At 63.9% G+C, this 22,929-nt stretch carries 25 protein-coding genes; 8 read left to right on the forward strand and 17 right to left on the reverse strand.

Features of this window, described 5'->3' with window-relative positions; translation table 11 throughout:
* A complete protein-coding gene (locus AC07VS_RS24240; protein WP_494752236.1) occupies window positions 1-885 on the forward strand; it encodes an AraC family transcriptional regulator in 885 nt (294 codons plus the stop codon).
* A 91-nt stretch (window positions 886-976) separates the two neighbouring features.
* Entirely contained in the window at window positions 977-1,927 is a 951-nt protein-coding gene (locus tag AC07VS_RS24245; RefSeq protein ID WP_492350551.1) for a DMT family transporter, read from the forward strand.
* 13 nt (window positions 1,928-1,940) lie between these two features.
* Here AC07VS_RS24245 and AC07VS_RS24250 read toward each other — a convergent pair whose 3' ends face one another.
* From AC07VS_RS24250 to lplT, 5 genes are all read right to left on the reverse strand, one after another.
* A complete protein-coding gene (locus AC07VS_RS24250; protein WP_492350550.1) occupies window positions 1,941-2,426 on the reverse strand; it encodes a glutathione peroxidase in 486 nt (161 codons plus the stop codon).
* 89 nt (window positions 2,427-2,515) lie between these two features.
* Entirely contained in the window at window positions 2,516-3,448 is a 933-nt protein-coding gene (locus tag AC07VS_RS24255; RefSeq protein ID WP_492350549.1) for a DMT family transporter, read from the reverse strand.
* A gap of 13 nt (window positions 3,449-3,461) precedes the next feature.
* Window positions 3,462-3,734, reverse strand: a complete 273-nt coding sequence (locus AC07VS_RS24260; RefSeq protein WP_492350548.1) for a type II toxin-antitoxin system RelE/ParE family toxin — start codon at window positions 3,732-3,734, stop codon at window positions 3,462-3,464.
* Complete coding sequence (locus AC07VS_RS24265) at window positions 3,731-4,024, reverse strand: hypothetical protein (RefSeq protein ID WP_494655948.1); 294 nt, start codon at window positions 4,022-4,024, stop codon at window positions 3,731-3,733. The genes AC07VS_RS24260 and AC07VS_RS24265 overlap by 4 nt, the downstream gene beginning before the upstream one ends.
* Before the next feature lie 98 nt (window positions 4,025-4,122).
* Window positions 4,123-5,427, reverse strand: a complete 1,305-nt coding sequence (lplT, locus tag AC07VS_RS24270; protein WP_492350546.1) for a lysophospholipid transporter LplT — start codon at window positions 5,425-5,427, stop codon at window positions 4,123-4,125.
* 137 nt (window positions 5,428-5,564) lie between these two features.
* On the opposite strand from lplT, the gene alr reads away from it, so the two are divergent.
* The 6 genes from alr (at window position 5,565) to AC07VS_RS24300 (ending at window position 12,721) form a co-directional block, all read left to right on the forward strand.
* Entirely contained in the window at window positions 5,565-6,683 is a 1,119-nt protein-coding gene (alr, locus tag AC07VS_RS24275) for an alanine racemase (protein WP_494752237.1), read from the forward strand.
* Between the two features lie 619 nt (window positions 6,684-7,302).
* On the forward strand, window positions 7,303-9,216 hold the full coding sequence (locus AC07VS_RS24280) for a hypothetical protein (RefSeq protein ID WP_494752238.1): 1,914 nt from the start codon (window positions 7,303-7,305) through the stop codon (window positions 9,214-9,216).
* 99 nt (window positions 9,217-9,315) lie between these two features.
* Window positions 9,316-10,380, forward strand: coding sequence for a DegT/DnrJ/EryC1/StrS family aminotransferase (locus AC07VS_RS24285; RefSeq protein WP_494752239.1), 1,065 nt, complete (start codon window positions 9,316-9,318; stop codon window positions 10,378-10,380).
* The gene (locus tag AC07VS_RS24290) at window positions 10,377-11,309 is read left to right on the forward strand and encodes a glycosyltransferase (protein ID WP_494752240.1); all 933 of its coding nucleotides are present in this window, start codon (window positions 10,377-10,379) and stop codon (window positions 11,307-11,309) included. Before AC07VS_RS24285 ends, AC07VS_RS24290 begins: the two co-directional genes overlap by 4 nt.
* Window positions 11,310-11,351: 42 nt before the next feature.
* Window positions 11,352-12,323 carry a WxcM-like domain-containing protein gene (locus AC07VS_RS24295; RefSeq protein ID WP_494752241.1) on the forward strand — a complete coding sequence of 324 codons (972 nt, stop codon included), beginning with the start codon at window positions 11,352-11,354 and terminating at the stop codon, window positions 12,321-12,323.
* The gene (locus AC07VS_RS24300; protein WP_494752242.1) at window positions 12,320-12,721 is read left to right on the forward strand and encodes a GtrA family protein; all 402 of its coding nucleotides are present in this window, start codon (window positions 12,320-12,322) and stop codon (window positions 12,719-12,721) included. Before AC07VS_RS24295 ends, AC07VS_RS24300 begins: the two co-directional genes overlap by 4 nt.
* Before the next feature lie 105 nt (window positions 12,722-12,826).
* Here AC07VS_RS24300 and AC07VS_RS24305 read toward each other — a convergent pair whose 3' ends face one another.
* The 12 genes from AC07VS_RS24305 to AC07VS_RS24360 form a co-directional block, all read right to left on the reverse strand.
* On the reverse strand, window positions 12,827-13,174 hold the full coding sequence (locus tag AC07VS_RS24305) for a DMT family transporter (RefSeq protein ID WP_494655950.1): 348 nt from the start codon (window positions 13,172-13,174) through the stop codon (window positions 12,827-12,829).
* A gap of 72 nt (window positions 13,175-13,246) precedes the next feature.
* Window positions 13,247-13,870 carry a glutathione S-transferase family protein gene (locus AC07VS_RS24310; RefSeq protein WP_492350538.1) on the reverse strand — a complete coding sequence of 208 codons (624 nt, stop codon included), beginning with the start codon at window positions 13,868-13,870 and terminating at the stop codon, window positions 13,247-13,249.
* A 55-nt stretch (window positions 13,871-13,925) separates the two neighbouring features.
* On the reverse strand, window positions 13,926-14,465 hold the full coding sequence (locus AC07VS_RS24315; protein ID WP_492350537.1) for a putative metalloprotease CJM1_0395 family protein: 540 nt from the start codon (window positions 14,463-14,465) through the stop codon (window positions 13,926-13,928).
* A 96-nt stretch (window positions 14,466-14,561) separates the two neighbouring features.
* Window positions 14,562-15,632 (reverse strand): alpha/beta hydrolase, encoded by a 1,071-nt coding sequence (locus AC07VS_RS24320; protein WP_494752243.1) that lies wholly within the window; start codon window positions 15,630-15,632, stop codon window positions 14,562-14,564.
* Window positions 15,629-16,609 (reverse strand): 2-dehydropantoate 2-reductase, encoded by a 981-nt coding sequence (locus AC07VS_RS24325; protein WP_494752244.1) that lies wholly within the window; start codon window positions 16,607-16,609, stop codon window positions 15,629-15,631. Before AC07VS_RS24325 ends, AC07VS_RS24320 begins: the two co-directional genes overlap by 4 nt.
* A 66-nt stretch (window positions 16,610-16,675) precedes the next feature.
* Entirely contained in the window at window positions 16,676-17,473 is a 798-nt protein-coding gene (locus AC07VS_RS24330; RefSeq protein ID WP_494752245.1) for a class II aldolase/adducin family protein, read from the reverse strand.
* Window positions 17,474-17,520: 47 nt separating this feature from the next.
* Window positions 17,521-18,534: a Bug family tripartite tricarboxylate transporter substrate binding protein gene (locus AC07VS_RS24335; protein ID WP_494752246.1), complete on the reverse strand. Its 1,014-nt coding sequence runs from the start codon at window positions 18,532-18,534 to the stop codon at window positions 17,521-17,523.
* A 143-nt stretch (window positions 18,535-18,677) separates the two neighbouring features.
* Entirely contained in the window at window positions 18,678-19,454 is a 777-nt protein-coding gene (locus AC07VS_RS24340; protein ID WP_494752247.1) for an SDR family NAD(P)-dependent oxidoreductase, read from the reverse strand.
* Between the two features lie 189 nt (window positions 19,455-19,643).
* Entirely contained in the window at window positions 19,644-20,447 is an 804-nt protein-coding gene (hpaH, locus tag AC07VS_RS24345) for a 2-oxo-hept-4-ene-1,7-dioate hydratase (RefSeq protein WP_492350531.1), read from the reverse strand.
* Window positions 20,448-20,478: 31 nt separating this feature from the next.
* Window positions 20,479-20,913 (reverse strand): 5-carboxymethyl-2-hydroxymuconate Delta-isomerase, encoded by a 435-nt coding sequence (locus tag AC07VS_RS24350; protein ID WP_494752248.1) that lies wholly within the window; start codon window positions 20,911-20,913, stop codon window positions 20,479-20,481.
* 30 nt (window positions 20,914-20,943) lie between these two features.
* Window positions 20,944-21,867 (reverse strand): 3,4-dihydroxyphenylacetate 2,3-dioxygenase, encoded by a 924-nt coding sequence (gene hpaD, locus AC07VS_RS24355; protein WP_492350529.1) that lies wholly within the window; start codon window positions 21,865-21,867, stop codon window positions 20,944-20,946.
* A 34-nt stretch (window positions 21,868-21,901) separates the two neighbouring features.
* Window positions 21,902-22,870, reverse strand: coding sequence for a tripartite tricarboxylate transporter substrate binding protein (locus AC07VS_RS24360; RefSeq protein WP_494752249.1), 969 nt, complete (start codon window positions 22,868-22,870; stop codon window positions 21,902-21,904).
* Between the last annotated feature and the right edge of the window lie 59 nt (window positions 22,871-22,929).

Below are 22,929 nucleotides of genomic sequence, written 5' to 3' on the forward strand. Positions count from 1 at the left end.
TTGAACGCACCTGTGCCCGACGCCGAGCCCCCGTTGCGCCCCAGCGGCGTGCCACAGGCCTTTGACTCGCCGCGCGATCGCGCCCTGTACCGGCGGGTGCCGCACCGGGCCGGGGTGGAGCTGTACCGGGCCGAAATCGTCGACCACGTCTTTGCGCCTCATGCCCACGACGCTTTTGGCATCGGGGCGGTCGAGTGGGGTGTGGAGCGCTTTCGCTACCGCGGCAGTGAGCACGTGGCCGGCCCAGGCTCCCTGGTGCTGATGGATGACGACGAGCTGCACACCGGGCGCGCCGATACCGCCCAGGGCTGGCGCTATCGCATGGTCTACCTGGAGCCGGCCGTGCTGGCCGAGCTCAGCGGCCAGCCGGTGCAGCGTTTTGCCCAAGCCGCGGTGGATGACCCGGTGCTGGGGCAGCGGGTGACCCAGGCCCTGGATGTCCTGTGGGCCTGTGTCGGGCAGCCGCTGGCGTTTGACAGTCAGCTGGCCGTGCTGGTCGATGAGCTGGTGCGTCGCCATGGCCGCGCTGCCGGCATGCCGCCTCGCCAGGCCGGGTTGTCGGCGCTCACGCTGGCCCGCGTGCAGGACTACCTGGAAGCCCACCTGCACCAGACCTTGCGCCTGGACGAGCTCGCCGGGGTGGCGGGGCTGTCACCCTTTCATTTTCTGCGCCGCTTCCAGCAGAGCACCCGCCATACCCCGCAGGTCTACCTGCAGGCGCGCCGTGGGGCCCGGGCCAAGGCCTTGCTGGCCCAGGGCGTGGCGCCGGCCGAGGTGGCCGCCAGCGTCGGGCTGGTGGATCAGCCCCACCTGAACCGGCTGATGCGTCGCCTTTACGGCATCACCCCGGGCGCCTACCAACGCCAGCTGGATTTGCGTTCCTGAGAGGCCGCAGCGCAATCCGGTACAAGACCGGCGCCCGTGCCTGGGGCACACTGCGCCGCTTCGACCTTTTGCTGAGACAGCCTATTTCCCCATGGCAACTGCCGATCTGATCCGAGGCGTGGCCTATGCCCTGGCCGCCGGCCTCATGTGGGGCCTGGTCTTTGTGGCCCCCGCCCTGTTGCCCGATTACCCGCCGGCGGCGCTGGCCTTTGGGCGCTACATCGCCTTCGGCGTGGTGGCCTTGCTGCTGGCCTGGCCTGACCGCAGTCGCCTGGCGGCCCTGCGCCGCGCCGACTGGGTGGAGGCATTCAAGCTCGCGTGGGTGGGAAACATCCTGTACTACCTGTTTCTTTCGGCGGGCATCCAGGCGGCCGGCGTGCCCCTGGCCAGCGTGCTGATCGGTACCCTGCCGGTGGTGATCGCGGTGTGTGCCAACTGGCATGACCGCTCCTTGCCTTGGGCCCGGCTGATGCCCTCGCTGGGCCTGATCGTGGGGGGCATCGCCTGCGTCAACCAGTCGGAGATGGCGCGCCTGGGCGGTAGCGAAGGCCATGCCTACGGGCTGGGCGCTGGCCTCACTGTGGTGGCCGTGGCCGCCTGGACCTGGTACCCCATCCGCAATGCCCGCTGGCTCAAGGCGCACCCGGGCCTGTCGGCCACCACCTGGACCACCGCACAAGGCCTGGCCACGCTGCCACTGGCGGCATTGGGCTGGCTGGCCTGGGGCCTGTGGCAGGGCCGACTGCCCGGGCAGACCTGGTGGATGGGCCTGGGGCCCCAGCCGGGCCTCTTTGTGGGGCTGATGCTGGCCATGGGCCTGTTCGCCTCCTGGGCTGGCACCCTGGCCTGGAGCCGGGCCAGCAAGCTGCTGCCCACCTCATTGACGGGCCAACTGATCGTGTTCGAAACCCTGTCCGCCCTGGCCTACGGCTTCCTGCACCGCGGCCAGTGGCCTGGCTGGCTCACCGGGACCGGCATCGGCTTGTTGATGGGCGGGGTGATGATGGGCGTGCGGGCCTTCCAGCGCCCTGTGGGGCACTGAACCTGGCCCCAGATCAGCTGGCCAGCGCCTGCTCAATGTCGCCGGCCAGCCTGGCCGGGGCATCCTGCGGCGCATAGCGACGGATCACCCGGCCATCCCGGCCCACCAGGAACTTGGTGAAATTCCACTTGATCATCTTGCTGCCCAGCAGACCCGGGGCTTCGGCGCTGAGCCAGCGGTACAGGGCGTGGGCGTGGGGGCCGTTCACCTCGATCTTGCTCATCATCGGAAAGCTCACGCCGTAGTTGACCTGGCAGAAGCTGGCGATCTGCTCATCGCTGCCCGGGTCCTGGTGGCCGAACTGGTTGCATGGAAAGCCCAGCACCACCAGACCGCGCCCGCCATAGCGCTGGTTCAGCGCCTCCAGCCCCGCAAACTGCGGCGTGAAACCACAGGCGCTGGCGGTGTTCACGATCAGCAGCACCTGCCCCTCGAATTGCTTCAGGGGCACGGTCTGGCCGTCGATCTGCTGGGCTTCGAAATCGTAGACGCTGGGCATGCAAGGATCCAATCGATGGTGGTGGGGTGGGCCATGCTAGCGGGGGCCCAACAGCCGCACCGTCAGAAGTGCGACATTCCGTATCGCCATCAATGCGCGGCGCCTTCGCCGGGGGTGCTGGGTGCCAGCGCCTGCCAGGCGGCAGCGGCCACGATCAGTGCACCCCCCAGCCACACCCGCAGCGGCAGCTCGGCCGCCCCCAGCAGCACCGAGGAGGCGCTGGCAAACAGCACCTCCGACAGCATCACCAGCGAGGTGGTGCTGGCGGCCAGGCGCGAGGCGCCGTATTGCAAAGCCACATTGCCCAGCAGGTAGGCCAGGCTCAGCCCGGCGGCCAGCAGCAGCCAGCCGGGTGCGGCCGCAGGCAGGGGGCTGATGTGGCCCTGGACCACCCCCAGCGCCGCCGTGGCGCACGACAACACCGAGCCACCGCCGAACATGGCCAGCACCCGGGACTCGGCCGGGGCGTTGCTGAAACGCTTGAGCAACACATTGGTCAAGGCGAAGCTGGCACCGCCGCCCAGGGCCAGCCAATCGGCCATGGACTCGGGCACCGGCCAATCCACGCCCGGCGCTTTCAGCACCACCGCCACCCCGGCCAGGGCCAGGGCCATGCGCAGCAGCGAGACCAGGCGCGGCCGCTCACCCAGCAGCCACCACGCCAGCAGGGTGGACCACACGGGCATCAGGTAGAACAGCAGCACCACGCGCACCACATCGCCCACCGTCACGGCCCAGTTGAAGCACACATTGGTCATGCCCGCGCCCAGCGACAACAGCCACAGCCCGCGGTGCCGCAGCAGGCCACCCAGCGCCCCGGGGCGCAGCAGCAGGGTGACGCTCAGCGACAGCAGGTAGATCAGCGCGGTGGCCCACAGCGGGTGCAGGCCGGCCTGCTCCAGTTGGCGCAGTGGCCACCATGACACGCCCCAGACGAAGGCGTTGAACATCAGGGCCAGCACACAGGGCAAGGCTTGCAGTGAGGCGTGATTCGGGGGGCTGTGCAGGGCAGGTCGGTTCATGAGGTGGGCTGGGTCATGGCCAGGTGCGGGCCGTTTGCACCAGGGCCAGAATCCACACCGTGTCACTCTGTACCTCGTAGACGAGGCGGTAGTTTTCGTGGGGAATCAGTTCACGCGTACCCGGGATCAGGCCGGCCTGGCCCAGCAAGGGGTGCCCGGCCAGGCGAGCCGCCCATTCGGCGAAGAGGTGGTCCATCTGGATGGCGGCCAGCGGGTTGCCCTGGCGGGTGTAGTCGAAGATGTCGCTGCGGTCCTGCTCGGCGGCCGAGGCCCAGAAGACCCTCATGTGACAGCCCGCCCCGCCTGGGCCAGCAAGGCCGGGTGCCGGGCTGCAAACCGGGCGTCTACCTCGCCCGCCGCGTGGTACCGGCCCGCGCGCACCTGCTCACGCGCAGTGGCAACCTTGTCGTGCAGAAACGTGGCGTAGTCGTGTGCCTGATGCTGGCGCTGCACAAAACCGCGGACCAGGTCTTGCAGGATCTGCTCGGCCGGCTGACCGTGCGCCTGGGCTGCCGCCAGGAAGGCGTCACGCAGTGCGGGCTCCAGCTTCAGGGTGAAGGCGGCGTTCTTGGGCATGGGGGGGCTCCCGCTGTTGAGGCGCTGAGGCGGGTTATACACCGGCCAGGTGACCACTCAGGTGAGCACCCAGGTGAGCGCCCTCCTGGATCGAAACCTCAATGCCCTTGGTCGTTGCGCGCCAGCGTGATCAGCGCCTTGAGCTCGTCGGCGTGCTGCACGCAGTTGTGCTGGTGCCAGCGCTTGATCAGCCACATGGCCACCGCCACCACCAGGCCGAAGGCCGTGATCGCGCCGAAAGCCGACAGGCCGAACTTGGTGGACAGGCTGTAGAAAGCGCCCAGGGCCAGGATGCAGGCCTGTTCGTTGAAGTTCTGCACCGCAATCGAGCGGCCTGCGCCCATCAGGTTGTGCCCACGGTGTTGCAGCAGCGCGTTCATTGGCACCACCAGGAAGCCACCCAGGCCCCCCAGCAGGATCAGGAAGGGCGCGGCCAGCCAGACGTTGTCGATGTAATTCATCAGCACCACCAGCACGCCCATGGCAATCCCCAGGGGCATGACGCGGGTGGCGTGCTCCAGGCGCATGCGCATCGAGGCCACCACGGCACCCACGGCCGTGCCGATGGCCACCACCCCGACCAGGGACGAGGCCTGGGTGGTGCTGTAGCCCAGTGCGGCCGCACTCCAGGCCAGCACGATGTAGCGCAGGTTGCCACTGACGCCCCAGAACAAGGTGGTGGTGGAGAGCGAGATCTGGCCCAACCGGTCGTGCCACAGGCGCGAGTTGCAGGTCCAGAAATCGGGCACCAGGTTCAGGGCATTGCGCAGCACGCTCTGCTCGGGGTTCTGGCGCAAGGAGCGCATGGTGACGCCGGTGTGCGGGATGCGGGTGTTGAACCAGGCGGCCAGTGCGTAGACAAAGATCAGCACGAAGATGGCGGCCTCGGGCGGGGTATCGACCCCGGTGTCGAACACCGGGAAGTCAAACGACAGCAACAGGCCCGACACCGAATGCCCCACCAGTTGCCCCCCCACCAGCACGCCCAGGATGATGGAGGCGATGGTCAGCCCCTCGATCCAGCCATTGGCCTTGACCAGTTGCGAGGCCGGCAGCAGTTCGGTGAGGATCCCGTACTTGGCCGGCGAGTAGGCCGCCGCGCCCAGGCCGATCACGGCGTAGGCCATCAGGGGGTGGGTGCCGAACAGCATCAGCAGACAGCCCAGCACCTTGATCGCATTGCTGATGAACATCACCTTGCCCTTGGGCTGGGCGTCGGCAAAGGCCCCCACAAAGGGCGCCAGGATCACGTAGAACAGGGCGAACATGGGCACCAGGGCCGCGCGCTGCCACTCGGGGGCGCCTTCGCTTTTGAGCAGTTCAACCGCGGCCACGAATATGGCGTTGTCGGCCAGCGAGCTGAAAAACTGCGCCGACATGATGGTGTAGAAACCGCGCTTCATGGAGTGGCTGATTCGTGCATCAGCAAAACTGATACTTTTGTAATGTTGAACGAGGCCTCAAAAAGGCAAACGGTTATATCACGCGCCCCCCGGGCTGAAATGCCAAAATCCCCTTACTTCGACTTCAGCTTCCCGTCATGCCGCGTCCCATCCAGGCCACCGTTCATACTGCTGCGCTGCAGCAAAATCTGGCGCAGGTGCGTCGTTCCGTGCCCGACGCACGGGTCTGGGCGGTGGTCAAGGCCAATGCCTACGGCCATGGCATCGAGCGGGCCTTCGAAGGTCTGCGGGGTGCCGACGGCTTTGCCCTGCTGGACCTCGCCGAAGCCGAGCGCGTGCGCCGGCTGGGCTGGCGTGGCCCCATTCTGTTGCTGGAAGGGGTGTTTGAATCGCGCGACCTGGAGCTGTGCTCGCGCCTGGATCTGTGGCATGCGGTGCACTGCGACGAGCAGATCGACATGCTGGCCGCTCACAAGACCCAGGTGCCGCACCGGGTGTTCCTGAAGATGAACTCCGGCATGAACCGCCTGGGTTTCACCCCCGAGCGCTACCGTTCGGCCTGGACCCGGCTCAATGCCTTGCCCCAGGTGGACGAGATTTCGCTGATGACCCACTTCAGTGACGCCGACGGCCCGCGCGGCATCGCCCACCAGGAAGAGGCCTTCCTGGCGGCCACCGCCGACCTGCCCGGTGAACGCAGCCTGGCCAACAGTGCGGCCACGTTGCGCCACAGTGTGCAGCCCCGCGTCAAAAGTGACTGGGCGCGCCCCGGCATCGTGCTGTATGGCAGCGCGCCTGATTTTCCGGAGCACAGCGCCGCCCACTGGGGCTTGCAGCCCACCATGAGCCTGAACACCCGCCTGCTGGCCGTGCAGACGCTGGCGCCGGGCGCCACCGTGGGCTATGGCTCGCGCTTCCAGGCCGAGGTGCCCATGCGCGTGGGCATCGCCGCCTGCGGTTACGCCGACGGCTACCCACGCCATGCCGACACCGGCACCCCCATTCTGGTGAATGGCGTGCGCACCCGCCTGGTGGGCCGTGTCAGCATGGACATGCTGATGCTCGACCTCACGCCGCTGGAACAGGCCGGCGTGCCCTTCGGCTTCGGCAGCGAGGTCACGCTGTGGGGCCGTTCGTCCAAGGGCGCCGTGCTGCCCATCGACGAGGTGGCCCACGCCGCCGGCACCGTGGGTTACGAACTGATGTGCGCAGTAGCGCCCCGGGTGGCCATGGCCATGGCCGTGGACAACGGCTGAGGCTACACCTTTGAGTCACTTCGGTGCCTGTTTAGGTTTAACAGCGCCCATGGATGATCTTCTTGGCCTGAAGTAGACCCTTCGGCCAGACCGGTACCAATCCATCAATCCTTCGAAGTCATCCAGTCGGAGCGAGGCTGCGCAACTGCTCCATAGCCAGCGAACGGGTCACCCGATTCCTGATCGGCGTAGGCCGAGTGTCGATTCTCCGGATCAATTTTGTGACGATTGTCTGGAGCGCGTTTCTCGCTCGTGAGGCGTAATTTTCCATGGCTTACGCTGGTTACTTCCTTTGAATAACGTTTCAACGCATTCGCGTTAAACTGTTCAGCGCAGAAATTTATAACAAACTGCATAAATATTGGTTTTGAGATCATCCGGGAATGGCGTCCCGCTATTGATGGATGACAGTGGCCGCAGGGTTCTCTCGGAGTTTTTGCGTGCTCGGCGGTTTTGCTTGTGACGCCCATCTCATTTCAAAGTCGATTGTGAGGTAATAAATGATCGGAGTCGTCATCTTTTTCTGGGGGCTTCTGAAGGTCTCCCGGCCCGATGTGAGCACTTCACAGTACCGTGAGGGGCTGTTGCGGTTACGCCAATCTTTTGTTGGTGTACTGAAATGATGCTGCATGATCAAGTCGATCCTCGGTCGGGTCGAGTTACGTCACAGTTAAATATTGGTGTGATAGTAGGTGTGGTTCTGTGTGTCCTGCCTGTTATTGGCTATTTTTCGAGTTTGATATCGTGGTTGATTAATGGGATTGATTTACCATATTATGATGACTGGAGAATTTTCAACGCCGAAAATATAGGCTCATTCAGTTCTTCTAGATTGTTTGCTGCCGCTGGGGGGACGCTGGCTCCTTTGGGTTATTTTTTGGACGATCTCGCGCAAATTTTTTTGCGCGGCAATTCAATTGCCTACCAAACCATAACCTATTCGGTCGTCATGGGAGCTTTGCTTTGTCTGCAGTGGACTCTCCTGCGCAGAGTTCTGAGCGACTTTGTGTTATGTGCTGCCTGCTTTTCCTTGACACTCTACATGCTGCAGCCTGGATCGTATTGGGGCGCGCAGAACATGGCGTATCACCAAGCACTTCCTTTGATTTTTATTTTGGGAATAATTCGCTTGGTGCTGGCGAATTCCATGCGTGATCGTCTTCGTCAGCCACTCGTCTTAATTCTCGCGCTTTTGGCCAGCCTGACGTATATATCCGGTGCATTTGCTTCGTTGACGACAGGTGTTTTTTTTCTCTGCTTCTCTTGGGTCTTGCGTAAAAAAAATGATCAAGCGGGCGTCCCGTTACGGCGGGCTGGGGTGAGTCTTACATTGATCGGGTCAATTGCGGCGTATGCGCACTGCTATTGGGCGCTGCTTCCTCGAAATGGCGTAAATCCCCACCCTGTGGTCATGGCATGGCCAACGGAAATGGATTTTTGGTGCTACCTCCTTGGGAAACTGGCTCGTGCCTTGATGTTGCCTCAGGGGGGGGCTTCCATGCTGATCGCTATTTTTGTAGGAGGTGGAGTTTTCCTCTCGATCTGCTGGGCCGCCGGGCGCTTTCTTGTTAAAGAATCTTCAGACGACAAGTCAATTCAATTGCTGACTATCGTTGGGACTTTGTTTTTTGGAGTCCTCGTTTACTTGATGATGGTGGCTGCAGGGCGCACTAACTGGCGGTCTCCTGATATTAATACCCCCCTCAAGGTCTTCGAGTTTGGCATGCTTCGATTTCATTATTTTTGGGTCACCTTGTGGTGGCCGTGGTGTTTGGCATGCGTTTGCTTCGCGATTCAGAGTTGTCGGTTCGTGAGGCTGGAAAATCTGCGGAGATTGGTTTTAATTGTTGCTTCTTTGCTAGTGCTCCATGCAATTAATTCTGGTGTTTATAAGCACAATCAATACTTTCAAGAGACCAGCTCTTTTCAATTGGAGCTTCGCGATTGCTTGGTTAAAAAACTTCAGGAAGGGCGTCCTCTGAAATGTCCGCAGGTTAATTTCATTGCTGATTTGTCAAGGGCGTACGCATATGCTCGCAAGTTGCAGTCGTCATTCGTTCAGTCGGTTCCAGTTCTGCCTTTGCCTGAGAAGGCGGATTTCCCGGCTAGTTGGCTTAGGTATTCTCGCGACAAGGCCTCATCACAGTTTGTCTGGCTTCGAACAACCAATCTTCCGCATGATGTGGTGGGTGGTTTTGTCACTGGAGAAAAGGCTCAACTATTTTTAAATATACCTGGAAATATTCCTGCAAGAGCTTGTAGGATTCTTGAGCTTGGTATTAGAAATCAAGGTCTTCAAAAGGCGATGGTAGGTGTTTTTTATACGGCCGATGGGCAAGATTTTTTTCAGATCGAGCACTCTGCTACGAAGCAACTGCAGGATGATACGGGTGATCATTCCGAGTGGATGAACTTCATTTTGGAAAGTCAAGTCGGATTTGGTCATTCATTACGCATTGATTTTGACTCATTGAATCCATCCGTCTCGTTGGGTGACGTTGATCTGCGTTGCAAGCTCTTGATCCCGGATTGATTGCCTCATGATTAATAATTATTGATGTCTGATCGCATTTTTAATTGAGGCCGTTCCATATGTTGATTTATGCAGTCGATTAATAATATATCTGCCCGATTGAGTCGATATCAAACATCTCTTGAGCAGGCCACTCAACGTGTCCTGGACAGCGGGTGGCTGGTGTTGGGGCCCGAGACCGCGGCGTTTGAAAAAGAATTCTCTGCTTTTGTCGGTGTCGATTTTGCAGTCGGTGTGGGTAACGGCAGCGATGCCATTGAACTGGCCCTGCGTGCGCTTGGGGTGGCGGCTGGCGATGTCGTGGCCACCGTTGCCAATGCCGGCATGTACACCTGCGGCAGTCTCTTGCATCTGGGTGCGACGCCCTTTTTCATGGATGTCGACTTGTCCACCCAGTGTGTGTCGGTTGCTGAAGTTCAAAAGGCGCTTGAGGCAGGGGTCCAGGCCGTTGTTGTCACTCACTTGTACGGTCGCGCGGTGCCTGGTATCGATGTGATGGCCAAGCTCTGCGCAGACCGTGGCGTGCCCCTGATCGAGGACTGTGCCCAGGCACATGGCGCAAGGGTTGCAGGGCGCCGTGTGGGGGCTTTTGGCGATGCCGCCTGCTTCAGTTTCTACCCCACCAAGAATCTGGGTGGGTTGGGAGACGGTGGCGCCGTGGTTTGCCGTGATCCGAAGACAGCGCAGGCCCTGGGTCAATTGCGCCAGTATGGTTGGAGCCAGAAGTACAAGGTCACCTATCCAGGCGGTCGCAACAGTCGCCTGGATGAACTGCAGTCCGCATATTTGAGGGTTTTCCTACCCTTTCTGGACCAAGACAACGCTCGTCGCCGTCATCTGGCTCATGGCTATATCCGTGGCCTGGTCCATCCCCTGGTCGAGGTGCCGACAGACCTGGACGAAAACCATGTGATGCACCTTTTTGTGATTCGCGTTGAGGCGCGGGCATCCCTGGCGGCGCATCTGCTTGAGCGGGGCGTGGCGACGGACGTGCATTATCCGATTCCCGATCATCGGCAACCCGTTCTGACGGGGTACGCAGACAGGGACTTGCCCTGCACTGATCTGCTGGCAAGCCAGGTTCTGACCCTTCCTTGCTATCCGGAAATGACGGAGCAGGACTTGGCCCATGTTGTGGAGTCCGTCAACAGTTGGCGACCATGAAATATTCAGTGGTGATACCGATCTACGGTAATGAGGAATCCCTGCCGGATCTGTTTGAGGTCCTGTCGCATCTGAACACGTCCTTGAATGGTTTGTTGGAAGCCGTGTTTGTCATCGACGGCAGTCCTGATCGCAGTTTCGAACGAGTGCGGGAGGCCTTGCCTCGCTTCACTTTTGCAGCCCAGTTGCTGGTCCACTCGCGGAATTTCGGCTCCTTTGCGGCCATCCGAACGGGCTTGGCAGCCGCACGAGGGGCGTACTTTGGCGTCATGGCGGCCGATCTCCAGGAACCGCCGCAATTGCTGCTTGATTTCTTCGATCTGCTGGAGCGGGACGTCTGCGATGTGGCTCTGGGCACCCGCGTGTCCCGCAAAGACCCCTTGCTGAGTCGCATGACATCTGGCCTGTTCTGGGCCTTGTATCGACGCTGGATCGTGCCGGAAATGCCACCAGGCGGAGTCGATATTTTTGGCTGTAACCATGACTTCAGAGAGCAGCTCCTCAAGCTGGAGGAGTCTCGGTCTTCACTGATTGCATTGATATTCTGGCTCGGTTTTCGACGTGAACTGGTTGGCTATGAGCGGAAAGAACGCGTGCATGGTCAATCAGCCTGGAGTTTCCGTAAAAAGGCTGAGTACATGCTGGACAGCGTTTTTGCTTTCACTGACTATCCCATCAGGCTGTTGATCCGCCTTGGGTGTGTGGGGGTTGTTGTTTCATTGCTGCTCAGTGTCTTGGTTGTGGTGGCCAAGATCTTCGGACTGATTCCAGTACCAGGCTATGCTGCAACGATGCTGGCCGTGCTCTTTCTAGGAGGACTCAATCTTCTGGGAATTGGCGTTGTCGGTAATTATGCGTGGCGGGCCTATGAGAACACAAAGCAGAGGCCGCTGTCGATCGTGGCCAGAAAATTTAAAAATGACCTCTGATTCCAATGAAATCCAGGTCGACCCATCATCCATAAAATAAATATGCCTACGATACACCCAGCAGCCGATGTTCAATCTTTAAAAATAGGAGCGAGGACCCGCGTTTGGCAGTATGTGGTGGTATTGCCAGGGGCTGTGGTCGGAGAGGATTGCAACATTTGCTCGCATTGTTTCATAGAGAATGACGTCGAGTTGGGGCATCGTGTTACTGTCAAATCAGGTGTTCAATTGTGGGATGGGGTGCGTGTGGCGAACGATGTCTTCATCGGCCCCAATGTCAGCTTTTCAAATGACAAATTTCCCCGCTCCCGTCAGCAACCTGAGAAATTTCTAAAAACAATCATTGAAAGAGGCGCTTCGATCGGTGCTGGCGCCAGTCTCCTGCCCGGGATTGTGATCGGCCAAGGAGCCATGGTCGGGGCCGGTGCAGTGGTGACCAAGTCGGTTCCTCCGAATGCCATTGTGATGGGGAATCCAGCGCGGATTACGGGTTACTCAAACAGCCAGACACCTGTCCGTGATGGCGTAGAGCAGGTTTTGTCGACTCCGAGATTTTCTGGTTCAGATTCGAAAGAAGAGCCAGCTTCCTATCCTTTGGCGGTACGCGGCGTCACCATGCATCATCTGAGATTGGTCAAGGATATGCGTGGTGATTTGTCCGTGGGTGATTTTGAGTCGCAAATTCCATTTGCTCCGAAGCGCTATTTCCTGGTTTTCAATGTGCCAAGTGAAAAGACCAGAGGTGAGCATGCGCACCGAGAGTGCCATCAGTTTCTCATCTGTGTGAAAGGCCGTTGTTCGGTCATGGTGGATGATGGTCAACAGCGCATGGAGGTCTTGCTGGACAATCCAGCCGCAGGTCTGTATCTGCCCCCCATGGTTTGGGGCACTCAATACAAATACTCGCAAGATGCAATCTTGCTGGTCTTCGCATCACATTCCTATGATCCAGCAGATTATGTCAGAGATTACACAGAGTTCATGACACTGACTTCCCACACGGGTGCCCGATGAAGGCTTCCTGGCGAGAGGGGTTGGGTCGTGTCGTTCGCTTTATCTTGAGCGGAGTCGCCAATACAGGTCTGTCATGGCTTATTTATTTGGCGCTCAAGAACTGGATGCATTATCAAGTTGCCTTTGCCGTGGCCTATGTCTCAGGTATCTTGATATCGTATTCTTTGAATGCTCTGTGGGTCTTCAGGGTTGGGCTCTCATGGCGGGGTGCATTTTCCTATCCTTGGATCTATCTGGTTCAATATGCCTTGTCGGCACCGCTGTTGTCCACTCTCGTCGAGGTCTTTCATCAGAGCCGCGTTTGGGCGCCGCTTGAGGTCACCGCCATGATGGTTCCCCTCAATTATTTTTTGGGCAAAGGCGTGCTGATGTTTGGCAAGTCCAAGGGTCGAGAGTGAGCAGGAGGGCTCCTGGCGGGCAGGCCAGTTTGGGCTGCGGTTCAATGGCTTGCCGGCCACTGCAGCCTTGACGTGGCGCCACAGGGCCTTTTTGCGGCGGACGATTCAGTCTGCGTAAAGCTGCAGCACGACCACACCGGCCATGATCAGGCCCAGGCCGAGCAGGCTGGGGCCGTTCAACTGCTGGCCATGTACGGCCCATGCGATCACGGTGATGAGTGCGATGCCCACGCCTGACCACACTGCATAGGCCACACCCACCGGCATCACCTTGAGCGTGAGCGAGAGCAGGTAGAAGGCCAGACCGTAGCCCAGCACCACGGCCAGCGAAGGCCCCAGGCGGGTGAAGCCCTCGGACGACTTCATGAAGCTGGTGCCGATCACCTCGGCCACGATGGCCGTGCCCAGCAGCAGCCAGCGGTTGACCGAGGCCGGCTCAGGGACCTCAAGCATGGCCAGGCACCTCGCCGCGCTCGGATTGCATCGTGTGGGCCGCCTGCAGGGGACCCCGCTGCTTGGGGCCCATCAAGCGCCCGAGGCCAGGGCCTGTTGCACGCCCGGGCGCTGCAGCAGGCGTTCGCGGTGGGCCACCACCTGGGGGAACTGCGCCACGTCAACACCGTCGCTGGCCAGCCAGGTGGAGATGGTGTACAGGTAGGCATCGGCCACCGAGTAGGTGTCGCCCAGCACCCAGGGGCCTTGCAGGTAGTGCTTTTCGATCAGCTGGAAGTTCTCGGTCATGTTGGCCGCCACCTTGCGCTGCATGGCCGCAATGGCTTCGGGCTCGTCGGCCCAACGCGAGGCGCGCGGCCGGTGGGCGTGGTTGATGTGCACGGTCGAGCACAGGTAGCTGTTCACCTCCTGCATGCGGGCCAGCAGGAAGGGGTTGTCCAGCGGGGCCAGGCCGGCCTCAGGAAAGCGCTGGGCCACGTACAGCAGCAAAGCGGGGGTTTCGGTCAGCACGCCCTGTTCGGTGACCAGGGCGGGCACGCGCCCCTTGGGGTTGACGGCCAGGTACTCGGGCGTGCGTTGCTGGGCTTCGGCAAAGTTGACGCGAACCAGCTCGTGGCCGGCCTGGGCTTCGGTCAGGGCGATGTGGACGGCCAGGGCGCAGGTGCCTGGGGCGAAATAAAGCTGCAGACGGGACATGAAAACTCCGGTGAAGGATGCAGGGGTTGGGCACGTCGGCCGGCCGATGGGCGGTTCAGGCGAACAGGCTGAGGCGGGTGTCGGTGTCCGAACCGGAGTTTACCGAGCGGTAGGCGGCCGTGCCTTGCCGGGCCTGTGGGCTGGTGCGTTCTGTGGCCTGCTGGTGGCGCTGAGCGTTGAGCTCGCTCTGGCCGTCGGCCACCAATTCGGCGCCCACGGCGGCCACGCGGCGGTCCTGCGGGCTGGGGTCGGCCGGGGCCAGGGCGGCTGACTGGATGCGCTGGCCTTTGTCGATGTTGGCCTCGGGCTTTTGCTCGCGCGAGGTGTCGATGCCCACCTCGCCCGCCACCGCGTAGCGCACGCCGTCGGGGCCGGTGGTGTAGGTGTACTGGGCGCCGCTGGTGACCACCCCCTGCCCGGCCGAGATGTGGGCTTGTTCATGGTTGCGCACGCGCAGGTCGGTGGCCTTCAGGGCGGCCACTTGGCGCTGCTGCTCGGGGCTCAACTCGGTGCGCGCCGCTGCCTTGCCGCGGCTGGTGGCGGCCGGCAGTGGAGGGGCGGCAGCGGCAGAGGTGGACGATCCGATCGAGGCCATGGCTGGGGCGTGCGCCAGCCATGGCGCACGTCCTCAGGAAGTGAAGCACAGAAGCGTCCCGGTTTCAAGCCGGGAGTTGGCCAGGCTTGATCGGACTCAGGGCGCCTTGCAGCGTGCCCAGGCCTCGGACGCATCAAACAGCGCGGCCTGGCCGCAGGCCGAGCCCAGCATGGCGTCGCCGTCGTGTCCCACGCCGGGCACGTCAAACTGGCGCTGGGCCAGTCCGGGGTGGCGCTGGCGCAGGTCGTCCACATAGGCATGGCCGCGGGCGTAGCGGTAGGGGCCCTGGGCCTCGGCGGCACAGCTCTTGTCCAGGGCCGGGTGCTGTGGGTTGGTGTCGGCGCTGCCCAGCAGGTAGATCACGTCGCGTTGCAGGTAGCGGGCCTCGTAGGCGCCGGGGCTGAGCTGGCTGGCGTAGCCTGGCGCCTCGGCCCAGCCGTATTTCCATTGGTTCACCCCGGGGCAGGCCGCGGCCACGGCCGGCACCGGTCGTTCGGGGTGAAAGTACAGGTAGGACGAGGGGTTGGCCACCACATAGCGCACGGCTACGCCAGGCAGGCGGCCTTCGCCCTGGCCCACCACCGCGTAGCGCTGCACCACCTGGGCGCCGCCTGAATGCCCGGCCACCACCACCTGGCTGAGTTTGGGAAAGCGCTTCCGGTCGGCCAGCAGGGCCAGCAGGGCGTCGATGGCTTCGAAGGAACTGAGGGCGGCGGGCGCGGTGGCGGTCTCGCCCCCCATCCAGCCTTCCAGGCTCCAGCGCAAGGTGTCGCTCGGCAGGGCATGGGCTGCCACGTCGCGATCGGCCAGAAACTGCGGCACCAGCAGCAGGCTGTGGGCTGCGGCGGGGCCGGCAGCCTGGGCGGCCTTGCGTGCCGAGGCCCAGTACACGTTGGCATCGCGCAGCCGGCCATGGAACACCAGCACCGCGCGTTCGACATCGGCCAGCGCGGCCATGTCCTGCAGATCCCGCGACGCGTACAGGCGCAGCGCGCCCTGGCCGGCTTGGCCGCTCACGCTCAAGGTGTCGGGCGCCACCACCTTGACCGGGGCTTTGTTGCCGGCGTTCTCGTCCACCGCCTGGGCGGGCAGGGCGCTCAGCAGGCCCGCGGCCAGCAGGCCGTACAGGCCGTACAGGACGGGCGTGAAAACGGGGCGGCAGCTCATCGCGGGTACAGCCCCAGGGTTTGTGCCTGCAGCCGGGCCAGGCCCAGCAGGGCGTCGGTGAAGGGGGTGGCCACGCCGGCCAACTGGCCCAGCTCGCGCACCGCGCCCACCAGGGCGTCGAGCTCAACGCTGCGCCGCGCCTCCACATCCTGCAGCATCGAGGTCTTGAAGGCGCCGAGCTTGAGCGTGACCTGGTGCCGGTCTTCAGGCTGCTGGTCGATCGGGATGCCGATGTGCTCGCCGATGGCCTTGGCCTCGCGCATCACGGCAGAGATGAAGTCACGCACCTGCGGGTCGCCCAGGATCAAGTCGGTGGTGGCGCCGGTCAGCGCACTCACCGGGTTGACCGTCATGTTGCCCCAGAGCTTGTACCAGACGTCACGCTGGATCTGGGCCGAGGCGCTGGCCTGGAAGCCGGCCTTCAGCAGCAGGGCCAGCAGGGCTTCCAGCCGCGGGCTGCTGCCGCCGGCAGGCTCGCCGATGATCAGGCCGTTGCCGAAATGGTGCTTCACCTGGCCTGGGCCGTTCAGCGAGCAACTGGCGTGCACCACGCAGCCGATCACCTGAGTGCTCGGGATGGCGGCCGTGATCTCGCCCGTGGGGTCGACCGACTGCAGCCGCGTGCCGGCCAGCCCGCCGCCAAAGCCCTGCAGAAACCACCAGGGCACCCCGTTCATGGCCGTCAGCACCACCGTGTCGGGGCCAATCAGGGGGGCGATCTGGCGCGCCACCTCGACCAGGGCCGGGGCCTTGACCGCGATCACCACCAGATCCTGCACGCCCAGTTCGGCCGGGTTGGCACTGGCTTGCACCGGCCAGTGCCGTTGCTGGCCGCCTTGTTCAAGGCGCAGGCCATGCGTTTGCAGGGCCTGCAAGGTGGCACCACGGGCCACCACGCTGAGGGTGGCCCCTGCGTCGGCCAGGCCGGCACCGATCCAGCCGCCGATGGCACCGGCGCCGTAAATGCATGCTTTCATGAGATGTCCAGGGCCCCCGAGGGGGCAAAAGATGAGCGAGGCTGTGATTGTGGCGCGCGGCCGGCTTCAGTGCTGGTAGCTGCGGTCCAGGCGTTCCACCTGGCGCACCAGGGCGTCGAACACGTCCTGGCCGGCGCCGTGGCTGGGGCTGAACTGCAGGGCATCGCGGCTGCTCTTGATGGCGGCCTCTTCGGTCACCGGGATGGCCGGCCCCATGGACAGGGTGGCCAGCTGGATCTCGCAGGCGCGCTGCAGCGTCCACAGGATGGCAAAGGTCTGGGGCAGGGTCTGGCCATAGGCCAGCAGCCCGTGGTTGCGCAAAATCACCGCGGGCTTGCCGCGGATGTTGTTGACCAGGCGCGGGCCTTCTTCGGCATGCACGGTGATGCCCTCGAAGTCGTGGTAGCCGACCATGTTGTGCAGCTGCGCAGTGTAGAAGTTGGTCTGCTGCAGCCCGCCTTGCAGGCAGGCCACGGCCACGCCGGCGGTGGTGTGGGTGTGCATCACGCAGTGGGCCTCGGCCAGCCCTTCGTGGATGGCGCCGTGCACCACGAAGCCCGCCGGGTTGACGGGGTAGGTTGAGCCGTCGAGCGCCCGGCCCTGCAGGTCGATCTTGACCAGGTTGCTGGCCGTGACCTCGCTGTAGTGCAGGCCGAAAGGGTTGATCAGGAACTGCTTCTCGCCCCCGCTCACGCTGTCGGGCAGGCGCAGCGTGATGTGGTTGTAGATCATCTCCGTCCAGCCCAGCAGCGCGAATACCCGGTAGCAGGCCGCCAACTGTTGGCGTTGGGCCCACTCATCCGGGTGCATGCCCGCGGGTGGGGCTGGCGGCGGCAGTCGTTGGGGCTGGAGGGGCAGGGTCATGGTCAGTTTCCTCAAGGGGCCCCCAGTCGGGGGCGCGGTGGGACGCTCTAGGCGTCGGCACTGAAGCCGATGGTTTTCACCAGCGGACCCCAGCGTTCGAAGTCGGTTTTCAACAGGGCGGCCAGCTCGACGGGGGTGGAGGACTTGGCCTCCAGTCCCATGGCGCCCAGGCCGTCCACCACCTCGGGCGTGGCCAGGGCGGCGCGCAGTGCGGTGTTCAGGCGCTGTACCAGTTCACGCGGGGCCTTGGCTGGCAGGTAGAAGCCGAACCACTCGCCAAACACCATGTCCTTCAGGCCTTGTTCGGCCATGGTCTGGGTGTTGGGCGTGAACTTGCTGCGCTGTGCGCCGGTGGAGGCCAGCAGGCGGCACTTGCCCGCTGCCACGTGCTGCGAGAACTCGCCCAGTGGGCCCGACACCGCGGGCAACTGGCCGCCGATCATGTCGAGAATGGCGGGCTGGGTGCCGCGGAAGGCGATGTGCTTGAGGTCGATGCCTGCGTGGTGGCCCAGGAGCGAACCCACGAAGTGCGGCACCGAGCCGGCGGCCGGGGAACCGAAGTTGGCCTCTTTGGGGTTGGCCTTGCACCAGGCCAGGAACTCGGGCACGGTCTTCACGCTGGCCGGCACCGAGGGGCCCACGGCAAAGCCAAAGTCAAACACGCAGGCCAGCGACACCGGACTCAGGTCGGCCACCGGGTCGTAGGCCAGCTTCTTGTAGATGTGCGGGTAGATGCCCAGCATCGACATCGGGGTCTGCAGCAGGGTCTGGCCGTCGGGGTTTTGCGACTTGACGAACTGGATCGCGATCTGCCCGCCCGCACCCGTCTTGTTCTCGACATAGGCCGTCTTGGTGTAGCCCGTGCCGGGCAGCTTGTCGGCCACCCGCCGGCACAGGGTGTCCGAGGTGCCACCCGCCGCAAAGCCGGTGATGATCTTCATTGATTCGAAGGCGTTGGTCTGGGCCAGCGCAGACTGGCCCAGGGCGGCCAGCAAGGCGCCGGCGCCGGTGCTTTGCAGCCATTGGCGGCGGTTCGGGTGCAGGGGGTCGAAGTGGCTCATGTCAGTCTCCGGAATGTCTGGCTCAGCACGGACGCCCCATTGGCGTCAATGTCTGAGAGCGGATTTTTCCAGCCGTTGAGCGGTATCGCCACCCGTGTTTACCTGCAGTGTTTGGTTTTGCCTCATAACCTTTTTGAGCCGGATCAACCCGCGTTCAGGTGCAAACCGTTGTCCATCACCAGCACCTCGCCCGTCATGCCTGGCGCCCGCGCGGCCACGAACCAGGCCAGCGCCGCCACCTCGTCGGGCTGCGACACGCGTTGCAGCACCGAGGCCTGGCGCTGGCGCTGCAGCACATCGGCGTGCTCGGCCTCGCCCAGCACCCGGCTGGGCAGGCCGCCAGCCACAAAGCCCGGGGCGATCGCATTGACGCGGATCGCCGGGGCCAATGCCCGGGCCAGGCCCAGCGTGAGGGTGTTGAGTGCCCCTTTGGTCGCAGCATAGGCCAGTGAAGAGCCCCGCCCCAGCACGCCGCCCACCGACGAGATGTTGACCACGGCCCCCTGGCCCGAAGCAGCCAGCGCATTGCGGCAGGCGCGAGTCATCTGCCAGGGGCCGATCAGGTTCACCTCGTTGAGCCGCTGAAAATCAGGGCCATCCAGCGACTCAAGATCGGCATGGGGCACGAAGCGGGTGACACCGGCGGAATTGACCAGTGCTTGCAGGCCGCCGAAATGCAACTGCATCTGCGCCGCCACGGCCCGGCACTGTGCGTCGTCGCGCACATCCAGCGCCAGGGCCAGCACCCGTGCGCCCAGGGCCTCGCACTCGCGGGCCACGGCCCGCGCCTCGGCGGCCGTGGGCTCGAAGTAGGCCAGGCCCACATCCCAGCCCTGGCGCGAGAACTCGCGTGCACAGGCCGCGCCGATGCCGGTGGCGGCGCCGGTGATCAGGCAGACGGGGCGATTCACTTCAGTCATGCGACACCTTGTTCGATGTGGGAGTCAACCCGCCGCAGGGCCGCCCCAAGGCGGGTTGGGCCCCCTCGGGGGGCAGCGCAGCACACGCAGTGCCAAGCGTGGGGGTCATGTCAACCCGCCGCCGGGCCGCCCCAAGGCGGGTTGGGCCCCCTTGAGGGGCAGCGATACACAGAGTGATGAGCGTGGGGGTCATGTGAATCTGAAGGCGATGGAACCCAGGGGGCCGTAATCGGCATGGAAGGTGTCGCCCGGCAGGGCCGGCGTGGGCCGGGTGAACGAGCCGCCCAGCACCACCTCGCCGGCCTGCAGGCTTTCGCCCCAGGGGGCCAGCTTGTTGGCCAGCCAGGCGACACCCTGGGCCGGGTGGTTCAGCACCGCGGCGGCCACGCCCGATTCCTCGATCACGCCGTTCTTGAACAGTAGGGCACTCACCCAGCGCAGGTCCACCGCGTCGGGGCGCACCGGGCGCCCCCCCAGCACGATGCCGGCATTGGCCGCGTTGTCGGCAATGGTGTCAAACACCTTGCGCGGTGCCTTGGTGTGGCGGTCGAACTGCTCGATGCGGGCGTCGATGATCTCGATGGCGGGCACCACCCAGTCGGTGGCGGCGAGCACGTCGTACAGGGTGACGCCGGGGCCGCGCAGCGGCTTGCCGAGGATGAAGGCCAGTTCCACCTCCACCCGAGGGGCAATGAAGCGCTCGAACGGAATGTCGCTGCCCTCGGCAAAGAACATGTCGTCCAGCAGGGTGCCGTAGTCGGGTTCGGTGATCTGGCTCGAGAGCTGCATGGCGCGCGAGGTCAGGCCGATCTTGTGGCCACGCACGGTGCGGCCTGCGGCGATCTTCTGGCGCACCCATTCGCGCGAGATGGCATAGCCGTCTTCGATGCGCATGTCGGGGTAGCGCTTGGAGAAATGCTCGACCTGCTGGCGGCTTTTCTCGGCCTGGTCCAGCTCGGTGGCCAGGGTGGCGATCTGCTCGGGGGTGAACATGCGGGGTCTCGCTTTCAGGGGGAGGGTGGGGTCAGACTGCCTTGTTGAACAAGGGGTGCAGGTTGCTGTACTTGCCATCAAACGAGGGCGCACCCTCGTCCACCTGCAGGGTGATGCCAATGTGGCGCTGCGCCAGCAGAGGGCCAAAGTGCTGTTTGACCACGCCCAGCAGGGCCTCGCCCACGGCCTGGACCACGGCAGGCGAGCGGCCCGCGCCCATGCGCAGGTTCAGGTAGACAAAGGCATAGTCGCCGCTGCCACCGGCGGCCCGGCCGGCCGCCCCGCCATCGGACACCGCATGGTGCGCGGCCGGGAAGGCCAGCACCCGGGTGCCACCCGGCGGGAACACGGCTTTGCCGGCCTCGTCGCGGTGGGCCAGCATGGTGTCGGCCAGGCTGCGGCACAGGGCGCTGAGGTCGGTCTCGGGCTCGATGTTGGGGGTGTAGAGGATGACGAGGTGGGGCATGTCAATGCAATGAAAAATGTCAGAAAGGGGTCACAGGCGCGGAAAGGCCTGGTAGCCGCTGGCGGCCGAGGCCTGGGCCGCGGGAATGGCATGGCCGTCCTGCGGCGTGATGGGGAACACGGCATTGATCTGGCCCGTGCCCGAGGCACCGAAGTAGGGGGTGATGACCTCGGCCTGGCCCTCATAGGCCGACCAGCCCAGCGCGCCCAGCAGCATGGCGGTGTCGTGCATGAAGCCTTCGCCATGGCCCTTGGTGGCGTACTCGGGCAGCATCTCGCAGAAGGCGGGCCAGTCGCCGCGCTGCCACAGCGCGATCACCTCGTGGTCCATCATCTCCAGGAAGGGGCTCCAGACCTTGAAGGCGAACTGGGGCGCCAGGCCGTTCTGGGCAAAGCGGTGGCTCAGCGAGCCGCTGGCCAGAAAGGCCACCGTGCCGTCGTAGTGCTCCTCCACCGCACGGCGCAGGGCCCAGCCCAGGCGGGCGCTGTCGTTCAGGTAGTGGCCCGTGCACAGCGCCGACACCGACACCACCTTGAAGTGCTGGTCGGGGTTCATGTAGCGCAGCGGCACCAGGGTGCCGTACTCGGGGTTCAGCGTGGTGGCGTCGTGGGCCAGGGTTTCCACGCCCAGCTCATTGCAGGTGCGCGCCATCAGCCGGCCCAGCTCGGGGTTGCCCGGGCATTCAAACGGCAGGTTGCTGATGAAATGCGGCAGCTCGTTGCTGGTATAGACGCCCTTGAAATGCGGGCCACAGTTGATGTGGTAGTTGGCGTTGACCAGCCAGTGGGTGTCGAACACCACCAGGGTGTCCACGCCCAGTTCACGGCAACGTCGGCCGATCTCATGGTGGCCGTCGATGGCGTCTTGCCGCGTGCCGTGGCGCGGGCCCGGCAGCTCGCTCAGGTACAGCGAGGGCACGTGGGTGATCTTGGCGGCCAGTGCGAGTTTGCCCATGGCGGTCTCCTGAGTGTGAGGTCGGTGGGTGGGGTCAGCTCTCGGCGCTGATGTGGGCGCTGCGGATCACCTGCGCATAGCGGGCCACTTCGCTGCGGATGAATTGGCCAAACTGCTCGGGCGTGCCCGCCAGCGAGCGGATGCTGCCCTTGGCAAAGGCCTCGCGCACGGCCGCCGTCTCCAGGGCCTGGCGCAGCGCGGCATTGAGCCGGGCCACCACCGCATCGGGCGTGGCCGTGGGCACCAGCAGGCCGTTCCACGAGTTGGATTCGACTGCCACGCCTTGCTCGGCCAGGGTGGGGATGTCGGGCGCATAGGTTGAGCGCTGTGCCGTGGCCATGCCCACGGCCACCAGTTTGCCGGTCTGCACATGGGCCCTGAACTCGGGCCAGTTGCCGAACATCAGCGTCACCTGGCCGCCCAACAAATCGTTCAGGGCCGGGGCCTGACCCTTGTAGGGGATGTGGGTCAGCTCGATGCCCATCTGTTCACGCAGCATCTCGCCGGCCAGATGGGCCGAGGTACCACTGCCGAACGAGGCGTAGCTGAGCCGTGCACCCGGCTGGCGCGCGGCGGCACGCAGGTCGGCGATGGAGCGGATGCCGCTGTCCGGGTGGCAGGCCAGCACATGCTCCGACAGGCCCATCAAGCCCACCGGGCGCAGGTCGCGCAGGCCGTCGTAGGGCAGGTTCTTCACCAGGGTCTGGTTGACGCAGAAGCTGTTGGCCACGCAGGTCAGGGTCAGCCCGTCGGGCGCCGCCTTGGCCCCGGCGTCCACGCCGATCACCGTGCCCGCCCCGGGCTTGTTGTCCACCACCACCGGCTGGCCCAGCGTGACGGCCATCTGCGTGGCCACCAGGCGCGCCACCAGATCGGTGGTGCCCCCGGGCGGAAACGGCACGATCAGCTTCAGCGGGCGTGCGGGCCAGGCCGGTGACTGGGCCTGAGCCAGGCCGGGCAGCAACGTGGCGCCCAGGGCTTGCAGAACAAGACGACGGTCCATTTCAAACTCCCCAGTGGGGGATGTGGTGGCTACCCAGCGAAACGGCGACGTTTTTGGGC

Source organism: Curvibacter sp. GW821-FHT01G03, assembly GCF_059422285.1.